Below are 14279 nucleotides of genomic sequence, written 5' to 3'. Positions count from 1 at the left end.
GTCAGGAAGTATATACGAATCGTTCCTACAGAACTTAGTATTTATTTCAAAATCGGTACAACAGAATAAATCCGTTGCCACAAAACAAAGTACCCCACCGGGACTAAATTAAGAGAGAGCTGTAGGATCGATTCATAGTGGTATTTAGTTTTTTACATTAAATTCGTTTTAAAATTTATAATAATGATTGAGGTTAAGTATTTTGGAGCTATCGCCGAAAAAACAAAATGTTCATTCGAGAATGTTACTTCTTCGAATATATCTTTGCAGGATTTATTGCAGGACTTAGAAGAAAAATACAAGTTTGAATCACTTTCATTTAGCGTTGCAGTCAATCAGAAAATAGTTTCAAAAACAACCGATTATGCTTTGAAATCCAACGATATTGTCGCTTTACTGCCTCCTTTTTCCGGAGGATAAATTACAATTTTATGAATGCATATACCCGTTACAACCGTCAAATAATGCTGACGGAAATAGGAGAAAAAGGCCAGTACAAATTATTAAAATCAAAAGTTTTAATTATTGGTGCAGGAGGTTTAGGTGCTGCGATATTGCCGTACTTGGCAGCTGCGGGAGTTGGCGAAATCGGGATAGTGGATGATGATGTAGTTGAAGTTTCAAATTTGCAACGCCAGGTGATCTATAAAAGTTCATCGATTGGGCAATTTAAAGTTGACGAAGCCAAAGCAATGGCTGAAGAATTAAATCCCGATGTAAAAATAAATGCTATTGCTGAAAAACTTTCAGGGGCGAATGCAGTTTATTTATTTGAAAACCATGATATTATTGTAGATGCAACAGACAATCTGAAGATAAAGTACCTCATAAATGATGCCTGTCTGATTACGAATAAACCAATGGTTTACGGATCAATTTTCAGGTTTCAGGGACAGGTTTCGGTTTTTAATTATCAAAATGGTCCAACCTACAGATGTTTGTATCCTGATGAAAACAGTTCGTCTGTAAATTGTACGGATGCGGGAGTTATCGGAATCTCTGTTGGAATTATTGGAATGCTGCAGGCCAATGAAGTCATAAAAATGATTTTGGAAATGGGAGAAGTTTTGAGCGGAAAAATATTGGTTTATAATGTTCTGAATAATGAACAGCAGAAATATGATTTTGAAAAAAATGATTCTTTTGTAATGGACAGAAATACTTTTGAAGAAAAATATTCTCAGAAAGGAAATACTGTCGAAGAGATTTCAGCCGAAGCAGCTTTAGGTCAAATAGATAATCAAGAAGTCTTGTTTTTAGATGTTCGTAATGAAGATGAACTTCCAAAAATAGCTTTTAAAAACAGCCTTCAGATTCCGTTAATGAATCTGGAAAATGAAATACAAAAACTGAAGTCAGATCAAACGATTTATGTTTTCTGCCAATCGGGAATCAGAAGTAAAATAGCTGTTGAATTGCTTCGGAAAAAAGAATTTAGAGGTGTGAAAAGTGTTGTTGGAGGAGTTCTCAAATTGAAGAAATTTTTAAAAGAAGAAAAGATTTTATTAAAAATTTAAGTCATTAACCAATCTAAAATAAAACAATGATAAAAAGAATTTCAGCTTTATTTTTAGTTTTTTGTAGTATTCAATTATCTTTTTCGCAAACACGAAAAGATTTTACGGGAGAAACAGCACTTTATAGAGAATATGAAAAAGCAGACAAGGAATTAAATATTGTTTATAATAAACTTAAAAAGAAATTGAGTAAAACTGATCAAATTGCTTTAACAAATTCTCAAAAAGATTGGATTAAATTTAGGGATTCTAATTGTAAATTTAAGAGTTATGCTGAGGATGAAGGTGGTGTGATTGCCAATAAAATGAACATTGATTGTTTGACACAATCAACTATAAGTAGAACTGAAGAATTAAAGGAATTAATTGAAGGTTTTTGATTTGACAATAAAAAAAGTTCAAAAAAAATGAGTAAAAATGTATTTGTAGAAGGACCAATTTCTCCCGGGTTTATTGCGGAGTCAATTGCCAAACATCAATCCAAACATACAATTGGGGCACACAATATCTTTCTGGGCCAGGTTCGTGCCGATGTGATCCATGACAATACGGTTGTTGCGATTGACTATTCTGCTTATACGGATATGGCGAACGAAGCTTTGCACACAATCCGGGAAAAAGCATTTGCTAAATTCGACCTGACCTGTATGCATATTTATCACAGTTTAGGAGTTGTAAAAGCGGGCGAAATCTGTTTGTTCGTATTTGTATCGGCAACACGCAGGAAACAAGTTTACGAGGCCACAGAAGCTATTGTAAACTGGATTAAAACCGATGTGCCTATTTTTGGCAAGGAAATGTTTGAGAACGATACCTTCACCTGGAAACAGAATAGTTAACAAAATTATCAATGGTAGATATTACGCATAAAATAAGTACATTAAGAGTTGCAACAGCCACAGCAATTGTCAAAGTAAGCCAACAGGAAACAGTTGATGCAGTGGTGAATAATCTTGTTCCGAAAGGAAATGTGTTCGAAATGGCAAAAACTGCCGGATTGTTTGCCGTAAAAAACACGCATTTGTCTATTCCGGATTGCCATCCTTTGCCAATTGAATTTACTTCGGTAGAATATAAAATAGTGGGATTAGAGATTCAGATTATTTTTAAAGTAAAAACTGTTTATAAAACCGGAGTAGAGGTTGAAGCAATGCACGGTGCATCAATTGTAGCACTTACCATGTACGATATGCTGAAACCAATTGATACAGAAATAGAGATTTCGACCATTAAATTAATCAATAAGGAAGGTGGAAAATCGTCTTTTAAAAATAAATTCCCCAATACAATCAAAGCTGCAGTTTTTGTGTGTTCTGATTCGATTTTTGCAGGAGACAAGGAAGACCGATCCGGTAAAATTATTGTTGAAAAACTAAACTCATACGGAGTCGAAACAGCACATTACGAAATTATTCCGGATGAGGTGGATATTATTCAGGAAAGGACAAAAAACTTTGTCAAAGAGAATCAGCTTGTAATTTTTACCGGAGGAACCGGATTGTCCCCCAGAGATGTGACACCTGAAGCACTAACTCCATTACTAGAAAGCAGAATTCCGGGAATCGAAGAAGCGATCCGTGATTACGGTCAGCAGAGAATGCCTTATGCAATGTTGTCCAGAACAGTTGCAGGAACTTTAGGAAAAAGTGTAGTTTTGGCTTTGCCGGGTTCAACAAACGGTGCAAGGGAATCTATGGATGCAGTTTTCCCGCATTTATTGCACGTTTTTCATATTTTAAAAGGTAAAAATCATGACAGCCTCTAAAACCATTTTGACGGATGATTTTGGGCGAAAACACAATTATTTGCGTATTTCGTTGTTAGAGAAATGCAATCTGCGTTGTACATATTGCATGCCTGCTGATGGCATCTCATTGTCTCCAAAAGCCAGTTTAATGACAGCTGATGAGATTTTTGCTATCGCCCAAACCTTCACAGAAAATGGTGTTGATAAAATTAGGTTAACCGGAGGAGAGCCTTTACTGCGTAAAGATTTTTCCGAAATTGTTTCGAAGTTAGCAACCCTAGACGTTTCGCTTTCGATCACGACCAACGGAATTTTAATTGACCGTCATATTACCGTTTTAAAACTGGCCGGTATCAAAAAAATCAATCTGAGTCTGGATACGCTGGTTGCGTCAAAATTTCATTCTGTAACACTCCGAAATCAGTTTGAAAAAGTAATTGATAATCTGCATTTACTTTTAAATCATCATTTTCAGGTAAAAATAAATATGGTTTTGATGAAAGGTTTTAATGATAACGAAATTGCAGATTTTGTCAATTTAACCGAATCTTTGCCCATTTCGGTTCGTTTTATTGAGTTTATGCCTTTTGCCGGAAATGAATGGGACAGAAGCAAAATGGTTTCACAAGAGGAAATTTTATCAAAAATTGAAGGAAATTTTTCTTTGGATGAAATTCAGAAACTGGAAGATGAGAAAAATTTCACCGCCAGAACCTATAAAATTAAAGGTTTTCAGGGCGATTTCGGAATCATAAGTTCGATTACGAATCCGTTTTGTGATGGCTGTAACCGAATTCGCCTTACGGCAAATGGAAAAATTAAAAACTGCCTTTTCTCGAACTCCGAAACCGATTTACTGACGGCTTTTAGAAACGGTGAGTCAATAACTGAATTGATTTCGGTGTCTGTCAAAAGTAAGAAAAAAGTAAGGTCAGGAATGGTAACGATTGCTGAAATGGATGATCCAAACCTGCATTTTGATAATCGGAGTATGATTGCGATTGGGGGGTAAACGTTTGTGTAATCTTTTTATTTCGAACTTTTAGGACAGTGTTTAGCAAATCGACAAAAATTGGCTCATCACTTTTAGGAATTACTTTTGTGATTTCTGCTCTGTCAGAATGACAAAAAAGAGAACAAAAAAAGGTTCAACTTTACTCAAGTTAAACCTTTTTTCATGTTATTTTTTCTTTTTCGCTTTTGCCTTCTTTTTAGACTTCGCTTTCTTTTTTGCTATTTTTTTAGCTTTCGCTTTATCTTTTTCTTTTTTTGCTTTTTCTTTTTTCTTAGCTGCAGCTTTTAGTTTTGCTTTTTTAGCCTTTTCTTTCTTTTTGTCTTTTTTTGCTTCCTCTTTTTTCTTAGCTAATTTCTTTTTCGCTTTGTCTTTTTCTTTGTCTTTCACTTTTTTCTTCTTTTTATTGGATTTGTCTTCTGAAGTTTCTGTAACAGCAACTTCGTTTGTAGTTTGAATTGATTCACTAACAGCAGGTTCTGCAGCTATTTCTTCTGTTTGTACCGTTGTGGATACTGTATTTTTTGCAGGAACTTTTTTTACTGCTGTTGGTTTTGCAGTAGTGGTAGCTTTTTCCGTAGCTGGTTTTGCTGTTCCCGTTCCAGCAGGTTTAGCCGGAGTACTGCGCACCGGCTTTTTTATTTCCGGAGTGTTTTCATTTTGTGTTGCCGGCTGAATATTTTCTGTTTTTAGAGAATCAGTTTTCTCAGGAGTTGTTTCTTCGGTCTTGTTTTCCATAGTTATAGGTGCATTTAGATGAGAATTATCTTTACAATGTAACTAAATTGTTATCTGTTTGTTAAGGTAAAGATAATTATAAATCAAGCTTTCCAATGTTAAGTTTTTGGGAAATAAAAATGAATAAGTTATTGAAAAAGAATTGTTTGTAATTTTGATTGGAAATCGAAATCTAAATTCCTTAACAATTCTACATGAAAAATGAGGTAAATCACTTTGTAAATCACGATTCTGAGATTTTCTAAACGTCTTTTAGAAACGGATGCCCTAGCCCAGATGGGAACGGCATCCTTTTATGGTTCCGTTTTTGGGACGGAACCATAAAAGATATAGTGTACAGCTGGAATAAGCTCCTGATATGTATACCGAAAATTATTCTAGTTCTTTAGGATCTTTATTGTCATCTTGGATAAAATCGAGTTCTAAAGCCCTAACTGTCTGCACGGCATTTCCGGCAATTCCGCGAATAGAACCGTACATTCCCAATGTGTTATGAACTACTTTTTCGATTTGTTTTTCGCGTTGTTTCCAGATTCGCTGCATGGCTCTTTTTTCGGCATCCAGATCGTTTTGCATTTGCGTGAAACCTTCGACAATACCTTCAATCTGCAGGCGGAATTCATTGCTGGTTAAAAAATCATATAACATTGACATTTTATCGCCTTTGTTCTCCTGTGCCTGAACTGCCTGGCTTACCTGAATTAAGGACTGACGCAAAACAGCGCTTAAGCCTTTAAATTCTTCGTAGGTACAAATCCAGATGCCGTCGCGCATGCCCAGTCGTTCCATCCCGGCGGGCATTACCTCAGTTACTAAAACTCCGATATTGGCTTTTTTGGTTCGAATATCGTTCTTGAATTTCTCAATCCAGGCGGGTTGAAACGCTTTGGTACGTTTGCTTTCGTAATAAATTGAACCGCAGTTTTGCAATTCACGGGTATTTACAATCTGAAGGCAATCGGCGCCATTTGCTCCTTTTTTAACTTCATCAATGCTGTCTAACGGAAAATTATTGGCCAGCCATTCTTCAATTGCCAGTTCCATTACTTCGCCCTGTAATTGCATAGAACCTTGTTCCTGCTTGCGTTTCATTTCTTCAATCAGCTTCTTTTGGTCGTCTGATTGTTTTTGGTATTCTTTTATTTTTAGTTCGTTTTTTTCTTCTTCCTGTTTACGGATTTTATCTCTTTCGAGAACCAGAGTGGCGTTGAGTTGTTTTTGCGCTTCGGCTTCGATTGCTTCTTTCATTTCCAGTTTTTCGCGCTGTAATTTGGCAATTTCACCCTGCATTTTATTCAGTTCACGAATTTTATCCGACTTTTCAGAAAGTTCTTTTTCCATTAATAACAAACGGTCTTTGTTTTCTTCTTCGAGTTTGGTTTTCAGTTTTTCTCCAATTTCTTTTTCGGCTACCTTTTTTTCGCGTTCAAGACGCTCGGCAAAAAGTTCGTTTTCGTGTTTCTTTTTTGCTTCAAATTCGGCTTTGGCTTTTTCGAATTGTTCGTTTTTAAGTTCTAGTTCACGGTTTTGAATAGTAGCTTTTTGCTGAAATTCTTTACGGATGCTGTCTTCCAACTGGTGTTTTAAAACATCATTTACATCGATAGGTGTTCCGCAGTTTGGGCACTGAATTGAAGATTGCTCAGCCATTTTTATTGATTTATTAAAGTAGCATTATAATTTGCTAAGATATTTAAAAGTTCTCTTTTTATAATGTGGATTTTGGCACTAAATTATAACGATTTTTTGTTATAGCCGTGAATACTTATGCCACCGATTAAAAGGATTTTATGGAGTTATCTTTTTTTCAATAAAAACGCCACAGCAAACGGTGTAATTTCAGAAGTATCTTCTTTTGAAGTAATCAAAGAAACATCGGTAGACAGACTGATCTTTTTTAATTCGATAAACCCCAGTTCAGGATCCTGATTATTTCGGGCAATATTCGACGGGACAATTGAAATTCCTAATCCGTTTTTTACCAGTTGCACAATCGAATTGATGTTATTGGATTCGTGAACAATCTTTGGTCTAAAGCCATAAAATGCACACAGTTCCAATAAAACTTCGTGATAATGTGGTGCGTAATCTTTGTTGAAGAAAACAAAAGTTGCGTTTTCAAGATTCGGAATCTCTTTCTCGGAACGAATGTTGGTGAAATTTTTATTAAAAACAACTGAAAAGCCATCCTTAAACCATAGCTGCGATTTTATTTTGGGTGATTTTATTGGCGACCGAATGATTCCCAAGTCGATTTTTCCTTTTTCTAAAGCTTCAATTTGTTTGGTGGTGGAGATTTCGAATAATTTGAAATTCACATACGGAAAATGTTCTTTTAGAAACTGAATCAATTCTGAAATTACACTCGAATAAATCGAACTGATATAAGCAATTCTAAATTCACCAGAGACGTTTTCGGCAATCTTTTTTGTTTTGACAGTAATGGTTTCTAACATCTGAAAAAGTTCTTTTATTTCTTTTTCAAAATATTTTCCCGCTTCGGTCAGCTCTACTTTTTTGTTGTTTCTGATAAATAAACGAGCTCCAAGTTCTTCTTCCAGTTCTATTATCTGACGGCTCAATGGTGGCTGTGAAATAAACAGTTTTTCTGAAGCTTTGGTAAAATTGAGTTCTTCGGCTACAGCCAGAAAATATTTTAAATGACGTAATTCCATGATACCTTTAAAGTATTGATAATTGATAAAAATAGTATTTTTAAAGTATATATTGAAGTTTTAGTTTTGATAAAAATATTCTCTCGCAGATTTAGTTGATTTGGCAGATTTTATTTCTGTTAGGTACGATTAGAAATCATCTCCATAATCGTCTAGATCTCTGAGAGTAAAAAACAAATGTTATGAAAAAATCAACAATTGAAGAAATCAGAGAACGTTTTGACAATGATGTCGAACGATTCTCGAATTTAGAAACAGGACAGGTCGCAACAATCGATGCTACCATTTCTCTAGAATTAATCACAGAGGCATCGAAAAGGATTGTTCCGAATGCTGCAGCTATTTTGGATATTGGCTGTGGTGCCGGAAATTATACGTTGAAGATGTTGTCAAAATTGCCTCATTTAAACTGTACTCTGGTCGATTTGAGTTTGCCAATGCTGGATAAGGCTTTTGAAAGGGTTTCTGCAGTAACTAATGGCAGGGTAGAAGTAAAGCAGGGTGATATTCGGGATGTAAATTTACCTGAAAACCATTTTGATATTATTTTGGCAGGCGCAGTTTTGCATCATTTGAGAGATGATGAAGACTGGGAAACTACTTTTACAAAATTGTTTAATTTATTGAAACCAGGTGGTTGTTTGATGATTTCGGATTTGATAACGCAGGACACAGAACTATTAAATGAATATATGTGGAAAATCTATGGAGATTATTTAGAAGGAATTGGCGGGGCAGCATACCGACAAAAAGTTTTAGATTACATAGAAAAGGAAGATTCACCAAGATCAATGAATTACCAGTTGGATTTGATGAAAAAAGCGGGTTTCTCAAAAGTTGAAATTTTACATAAAAATATGTGTTTCGGGGCTTTTGGAGGGATCAAATAAGGTTCAAAATAACCTGCAGGGTTTTTCAAACTTTGCAGGTATAATTTATTAAGAAAACGGGCAGTAGAATACCAAAAAGCGCTAAATTAATTAATGAACGGGTTCAGGATGCCTCTTTTAATTCTTTTTTCCGATTATAAAATCGAAATGTTCGGTTTTACCAGCTTTTAAGTTGTTGATTTCGTTTTGAATCAATTCATCTAATGAATCAGCCACAATATTTCGTTCCCATGATTCGTTTTGAAGTTCAATAATCTGACCAAATTTTCCTTTTGGAGCCGGGTCAGTATCATAGAGCAAATAGTCTCCGTTTCTGCCAGTTGCAAACGGAATCCATTTTGGATTGGCGTAGTTATTACTCTGGAGTTTTTCGAAATCTATTTCTTGTTGTTCGGGTAAGTCATCTTCATCAAATTGTAAATCTTGTATCAACTCCCACTCTTGTTTAATATCCTGAAACGGAATGAGTTCGTAAGACCAGTTGTTTATTAAAATCTGAAAAGCTGAAGTTACAGCATCGTAATCGACATTTTTGACTTTGTAAAAATTTAGCAGAGCAGGAGGAATCGTTATTTTGCTATCGGGAGCAGTATGGTTTTTTATGTCTTCTTCTGAAATTCCTTCTGCAAGATTGTAGTAGTCATTATCTGTGGAAACAATTTTATTGATTTCTGAAATCCATTCCTGCCATAAAGGTTCGAATATTTTGAATTCAGTATCTACAGGTACTGTGGCTTTTTTAGTTTTTTCTTGTTCTTTGTAAGGAGAAATACTTAAACTTGTGATTTTGTCCGCTTCTTTGCCAAACCAGAGACTGATTCCGTTAAGGATAAAAGCACCGCTTCGGTCTCCTTTAAAAAGTTTTGTAAGTTGCTTTTTGTTGTTTTCGTAATATGCAAATAATTCATGTCCCTCAAAAAGAAATGATCCGGTAAAGATACTTTTTGGACAATAATCGTACTTTATTAGTTCCAGTTCAACAGCAAGGCTTTCTGCCAGATTTCCTTCTTTAGAAAAAGCCATAATACCGAAATCGTCCCAGGTATAAATATGATTGTATTGCTTTTTGGTGTATCTGTAATCTCCTAAAGCTTGGTGTAAAACTTTTATGTCAATTGGAAATACGATAGTTACACTATTAATTAGAAGTCCTGTTTTGGATATTTCAATTTTTGCCATTGTACTTTTGGGAGTTGATACACGAAACTAAATAATCTTTTTTATTACCCTTAAATTGTGAGTATGTTTTTTTAATTCGGGATTGTAGATTCCTAAATGGTCTAAGCGGTCAATACGGACTTTTCCACTGGCGTGAATGATATAATTGTTCTCCATTATGATGCCGACATGGATGATATTTCCCTCTTCATTATCAAAAAAAGCCAAATCGCCAGGTTCGCTTTCTTCAATAAAACTTAAAGGTTCTCCATCAAGAGCCTGCTGCGACGCATCTCGATGAATTTTATAACCGTTTAATTTGTAAACCATTTGGGTAAAACCTGAGCAGTCGATTCCGAAAGGCGTTTTCCCACCCCACAAATAAGGTGCATTTAAATACATGAAGGCCGTATTGATTAACGCGCTTTTGGGTTTAATACCACTGGTCTTCGTTCCTTCAAAATCAAAATTAGAAATATTGATTTCGCTGTTATTCAAAAAAGACAGCGAAGCACCAAGTGGAATTGGAAGCAGTAAATTATCAGGAGCCGTGATATAATCAATAAGGTCTGCGTTTAAAATAATGGCTTCCTGACTTAACTGATTGAATTGAGTTTCAGAAATTATCTGAAATTGTTTTGAATCGACCCAGCCTTCATAGTCATCGAACTGAATCCTTATTCTCGCCCATTGATTTTGACGTTCTAATATTTCGATATGCTCGCCAAACAATAGCTGTGTAACGATTTCGCTTCTGTCGCTGGCTTCAGCCCTTACGGGTACTATGGCAAGATTGCAAATTCCAAACATTTAGGAAAATTTATAAGTTAAAAATTAGAAGCTGCTAAATAGAACAGCTTCTAATTGAATTTATTTAAGCTCTTTCGATAACAATAGCAGATGCCCCTCCGCCTCCGTTGCAAATTGCTGCGGCTCCGGTTTTGGCATTGTTCTGTTCTAAAACATTCATCAGAGTAACTATAATACGGGCTCCGGAAGCTCCAAGGGGATGTCCTAGAGAAACAGCACCACCATTTACGTTTACTTTATTGTTATCTAAATTTAAGATTTTTGAATTGGCTAAACCAACGACAGAGAATGCTTCGTTGAACTCAAAATAATCAACATCTGAGATCGAAATCCCGGCTTTTTCCAAGGCTTTTGGTAATGCTTTAGCCGGACTTGTTGTGAACCATTTAGGTTCTTGTGCGGCATCTGCGTAGCCTTTTATGTATGCCAGAGGTTTTAGACCTAATGTATTTGCTTTTTCTTCAGACATTAAAATCAGGGCCGCTGCTCCGTCATTAATAGTAGAAGCATTGGCTGCTGTAACAGTTCCGTCATTTGAAAAAGCAGGATTTAAGGAAGGTATTTTGTCCAGTTTTACGTTGGTATATTCTTCGTCTTTTGAAAAGAGAATTGGTTCTCCGCGTCTTTGAGGTACTTCTACCGATACTATTTCATTATCAAATTTTCCGGTATCCCAGGCTGTTGCACTTCTTTCGTAAGACTGAATAGCGTATTGGTCCTGTTCTTCACGTGTAATTTTATATTCTGAAGCGCATAAATCAGCGCAGACTCCCATTGCGCTGTTATCGTAAGCATCTGTTAAACCGTCTTTCTGCATTCCGTCGAGCAGAGTAGCAGAGCCAAATTTATTTCCGGTACGCATTTGTATGTAATGCGGAATCAGGCTCATGTTTTCCATTCCGCCCGCCACAACGATTTCTGCATCGCCACAACTAATCGCCTGGGCAGCAAACATGACAGCCTTCATTCCCGAAGCACAAACTTTGTTAACGGTTGTACAGGAAACGTTTTCCGGAATTCCTGCAAAAAGAGCTGCCTGACGTGCAGGTGCCTGTCCAACGCCTGCCTGAATTACGTTGCCCATGAATACTTCATCAACCAACTTAGGGTCAAGGTTGATCTTTTGTAATGCTCCTTTTATGGCTGTTGCCCCTAATTTTGGAGCGGGTATAGTAGATAATCCTCCCATGAAACTTCCGATAGGTGTTCTAGCGGCAGAAACGATAACAACTCTTTTGTTCATTGTCCTGATATATTAGTTATTCTAGCAAATTTAATCTTTATTTATACAAATTCAAATTTTGAATCAATTCGTTGAATTTTATATTCAAGGTGTTTTTTTTGTTAATTCTATATGTTTGATTGTGAAGTGTTTTAAAAAAAAGATTAAAAAAAGATTAAAAAAAGCGCAAAAATAGTTGTGAGATATCGAATGTTGTTATACATTTGCCACCGCAAAACAGGACACGTTCCTTGAGCTTGGAGAGGTGCCAGAGCGGTAATGGAGCAGATTGCTAATCTGTCGACGGGTAACCGTCGCCAGGGTTCGAGTCCCTGTCTCTCCGCTTTAATTTGCCTCGGGGTGTAGCGTAGCCCGGTTATCGCGCCTGCTTTGGGAGCAGGAGGCCGCAGGTTCGAATCCTGCCACCCCGACTAAAACTTTTACATAAGTTTTTAAAAAAATGGACGCATAGCTCAGCTGGATAGAGCACCTGCCTTCTAAGCAGGCGGTCGAAGGTTCGAATCCTTCTGCGTTCACGTAGAAAGCCACTCATCAATTTGAGTGGCTTTTTTTGTTTATTTTATTTGTTTTCAAAATTGCTGAAAAAAATGTGGCAAAACCGTGGCAAACGGTTTTTGAAATTATTGAAGTTTAGAAATGACGCGGGTTTGCGGCTATAGTTGCAATCCTTCTGGGATCACTGAAACTGATTTTTTAAATCAGTTTAAACGTTGAAAACCCGCATCATTACTACGATGCGGGTTTTTTTATTCCTCATCTTGTTTTCAAAAATGCTCAAAACTGCCCTAATTTTTGTGGATTATTTGTGGCATTTTAGAGTCTCAAAAAAAGTTGCCACGAAAAACAGCGTAATGTATTGTTATTCAGACATGTTAAGCTGGTTAACGACTTGATTTAGAGATATTATAATTCGACCTTTATTAACTTATTAATTGTTGAATTATGTTAGAAAACAGTTTTGGAATTATCTTCTTTTTGAAGAGTTCCGCAAAAAGCACAAGTGAAAGATATATTTATATCAGGATTACTGTTAATGGTGTACCTAAAGAAACCTCCACCAAACGAAAATGGAATGTAAACCGCTGGGAACAGAAAACCGGACGTGCAATAGGAAACAAAGAAGATGCTAAAGCGTTAAATTTCTTTTTGTACTCATTAGAAATTAAAGTCAGAAAACATGCAGATTATCTTTTAGAAAAACAGGAATCTCTGAATAGCGTAAAGCTGATCAATTTTATTTTAGGTAAAACCAGACTGAAAACTACGGTTCTTCAGGAATTTCAGCTTCATAATGATCAGATGTTGGCTTTAGTGAAAAAGGGTGAATACGCTATTGGCACACATGAACGTTTTGAAATATCAAAAAAACATATTAGAGATTTTATGATGTATAAATACGGAGTGGAGGATATGGAGTTTAATGAACTTAACTTTGAGTTTGTAAAAGATTATGAGTTTTATCTCAAGACAGTAAAAAACAACGCTAATAATACGGCGCTTAAATACATTACCAATTTTAAGAAAATTGTTCTAACAGCAATGGATAAAGAACTGTTAACTTCTGATCCTTTTAAGCGTTTTAAAGGTAAAAAGACAAGAGTGCAGAAAAAGCCGCTGACAGGTATTGAATTATCGCTTTTAGAGAAACATAAATTTTCTACTGCCCGTCTTGGAGTAGTAAGAGATGTTTTTGTCTTTCAGTGTTATACTGGTCTAGCCTATATTGATGTATTCAATTTGAAACAATCGGATATCAAAGAAGGTATTGACGGGGAACAATGGATTTTAACAGAAAGGCAAAAGACGGGAAGTCCAATTAATATTCCACTACTGCCAAAGGCAGCTGAAATTCTAGAACGATATAAAAATCATCCTATCTGCATCGAAAGAAATTCAGTACTTCCAGTGAGTTCAAATCAGAAAATGAACGAATATCTTAAAGAAATAGCTGACTTATGCGGTATTACAAGTGCTTTAAATACTCATAAGGCCAGAAGGACTTTTGGAAGCACAGTAACGTTAAATAATAATGTGCCAATACACATTGTAAAAGAAATGCTGGGCCACCAGTCAGTAAGTCAGACAGAGGAGTATGCTATAACTGAGCAGATTGCTATCGGGCGTGAGATGATGGGACTAAAACAAAGACTGGCAGATAAGGAAGATGTTACCGATAAATTAACTTTGCAAACAATTGAAAGAATGGAGAAGGAGTTAAATCAAATGAGAAAGAAGCTTAGTTTGCTGAAATAGAATGAATTTGTAACAAGATAGGGGTACCAGTGAAGCGACATGTCTCTTTGCTTGGTACTTTTTTTTGGTGAAAATACAGTTTAGTTGTACCATTTGACATTTGTAGAATCTATAGCTTGGAGTAATCGATTATATTTTTGTTAAAAAAATTCTAAACACCGCAAATACAGAATTTCTTCAGATTTCATCTTCAACTTTGTCTTATAATTAATCTTTGAGATAAAAACCTATCACCT

General features: G+C 35.8%; 14 protein-coding genes and 3 tRNA genes. 11 read left to right on the top strand and 6 right to left on the bottom strand.

Going from position 1 to position 14279, the window contains the following annotated elements:
• The first annotated feature begins 183 nt into the window (after positions 1-183).
• The 6 genes from DMB65_RS10265 to moaA are packed head-to-tail and all read left to right on the top strand — an operon-like array spanning position 184 to position 4276.
• Positions 184-420 carry a MoaD/ThiS family protein gene (locus DMB65_RS10265; protein WP_110306556.1) on the top strand — a complete coding sequence of 79 codons (237 nt, stop codon included), beginning with the start codon at positions 184-186 and terminating at the stop codon, positions 418-420.
• Positions 421-431: 11 nt separating this feature from the next.
• Positions 432-1517, top strand: a complete 1086-nt coding sequence (gene moeB, locus DMB65_RS10260; protein WP_110306555.1) for a HesA/MoeB/ThiF family protein — start codon at positions 432-434, stop codon at positions 1515-1517.
• A gap of 26 nt (positions 1518-1543) precedes the next feature.
• Entirely contained in the window at positions 1544-1897 is a 354-nt protein-coding gene (locus tag DMB65_RS10255; RefSeq protein WP_110306554.1) for a lysozyme inhibitor LprI family protein, read from the top strand.
• A 27-nt stretch (positions 1898-1924) separates the two neighbouring features.
• Positions 1925-2356 (top strand): molybdenum cofactor biosynthesis protein MoaE, encoded by a 432-nt coding sequence (locus DMB65_RS10250; protein ID WP_110306553.1) that lies wholly within the window; start codon positions 1925-1927, stop codon positions 2354-2356.
• Positions 2357-2367: 11 nt separating this feature from the next.
• The gene (gene moaCB / locus DMB65_RS10245) at positions 2368-3282 is read left to right on the top strand and encodes a bifunctional molybdenum cofactor biosynthesis protein MoaC/MoaB (protein WP_110306552.1); all 915 of its coding nucleotides are present in this window, start codon (positions 2368-2370) and stop codon (positions 3280-3282) included.
• Positions 3269-4276: a GTP 3',8-cyclase MoaA gene (gene moaA, locus DMB65_RS10240; RefSeq protein ID WP_110306551.1), complete on the top strand. Its 1008-nt coding sequence runs from the start codon at positions 3269-3271 to the stop codon at positions 4274-4276. Before moaCB ends, moaA begins: the two co-directional genes overlap by 14 nt.
• A gap of 168 nt (positions 4277-4444) precedes the next feature.
• Here moaA and DMB65_RS10235 read toward each other — a convergent pair whose 3' ends face one another.
• The 3 genes from DMB65_RS10235 to DMB65_RS10225 all read right to left on the bottom strand — a co-directional run bounded on the left by DMB65_RS10235 (position 4445) and on the right by DMB65_RS10225 (position 7689).
• Complete coding sequence (locus DMB65_RS10235; RefSeq protein WP_110306550.1) at positions 4445-5014, bottom strand: hypothetical protein; 570 nt, start codon at positions 5012-5014, stop codon at positions 4445-4447.
• 372 nt (positions 5015-5386) lie between these two features.
• Entirely contained in the window at positions 5387-6664 is a 1278-nt protein-coding gene (locus tag DMB65_RS10230) for a DUF2130 domain-containing protein (protein WP_110306549.1), read from the bottom strand.
• A gap of 146 nt (positions 6665-6810) precedes the next feature.
• Positions 6811-7689 (bottom strand): LysR family transcriptional regulator, encoded by an 879-nt coding sequence (locus tag DMB65_RS10225; RefSeq protein WP_110306548.1) that lies wholly within the window; start codon positions 7687-7689, stop codon positions 6811-6813.
• 182 nt (positions 7690-7871) lie between these two features.
• Here DMB65_RS10225 and DMB65_RS10220 point away from each other — a divergent pair, with 182 nt between their 5' ends.
• Complete coding sequence (locus DMB65_RS10220) at positions 7872-8579, top strand: class I SAM-dependent methyltransferase (RefSeq protein ID WP_110306547.1); 708 nt, start codon at positions 7872-7874, stop codon at positions 8577-8579.
• Between the two features lie 117 nt (positions 8580-8696).
• Here the strand turns inward: DMB65_RS10220 and DMB65_RS10215 are convergent, their stop codons facing one another.
• The 3 genes from DMB65_RS10215 to DMB65_RS10205 all read right to left on the bottom strand — a co-directional run bounded on the left by DMB65_RS10215 (position 8697) and on the right by DMB65_RS10205 (position 11790).
• Entirely contained in the window at positions 8697-9758 is a 1062-nt protein-coding gene (locus tag DMB65_RS10215; RefSeq protein WP_110306546.1) for an SMI1/KNR4 family protein, read from the bottom strand.
• Between the two features lie 27 nt (positions 9759-9785).
• On the bottom strand, positions 9786-10547 hold the full coding sequence (locus tag DMB65_RS10210) for a C40 family peptidase (RefSeq protein ID WP_110306545.1): 762 nt from the start codon (positions 10545-10547) through the stop codon (positions 9786-9788).
• Positions 10548-10611: 64 nt separating this feature from the next.
• Positions 10612-11790: an acetyl-CoA C-acyltransferase gene (locus DMB65_RS10205; protein ID WP_110306544.1), complete on the bottom strand. Its 1179-nt coding sequence runs from the start codon at positions 11788-11790 to the stop codon at positions 10612-10614.
• A 238-nt stretch (positions 11791-12028) separates the two neighbouring features.
• Between DMB65_RS10205 and DMB65_RS10200 the strand changes: the two genes are divergently transcribed.
• The 4 genes from DMB65_RS10200 to DMB65_RS10185 all read left to right on the top strand — a co-directional run bounded on the left by DMB65_RS10200 (position 12029) and on the right by DMB65_RS10185 (position 14043).
• Positions 12029-12112, top strand: a tRNA-Ser gene (locus tag DMB65_RS10200).
• A gap of 13 nt (positions 12113-12125) precedes the next feature.
• A tRNA-Pro gene (locus DMB65_RS10195) sits at positions 12126-12200 on the top strand.
• A gap of 31 nt (positions 12201-12231) precedes the next feature.
• Positions 12232-12305: transfer RNA gene (locus DMB65_RS10190), tRNA-Arg, on the top strand.
• Positions 12306-12732: 427 nt separating this feature from the next.
• Positions 12733-14043 carry a site-specific integrase gene (locus tag DMB65_RS10185; RefSeq protein ID WP_110306543.1) on the top strand — a complete coding sequence of 437 codons (1311 nt, stop codon included), beginning with the start codon at positions 12733-12735 and terminating at the stop codon, positions 14041-14043.
• Positions 14044-14279: the final 236 nt, after the last annotated feature.

Origin of the sequence: Flavobacterium cheongpyeongense (genome assembly GCF_003202435.1) — a bacterium.
Classification (GTDB): Bacteria; Bacteroidota; Bacteroidia; order Flavobacteriales; family Flavobacteriaceae; genus Flavobacterium; species Flavobacterium cheongpyeongense.
The sequence above is the reverse complement of the archived record's forward strand: the minus strand, read 5'-3'. Positions and strand labels throughout refer to the sequence as shown.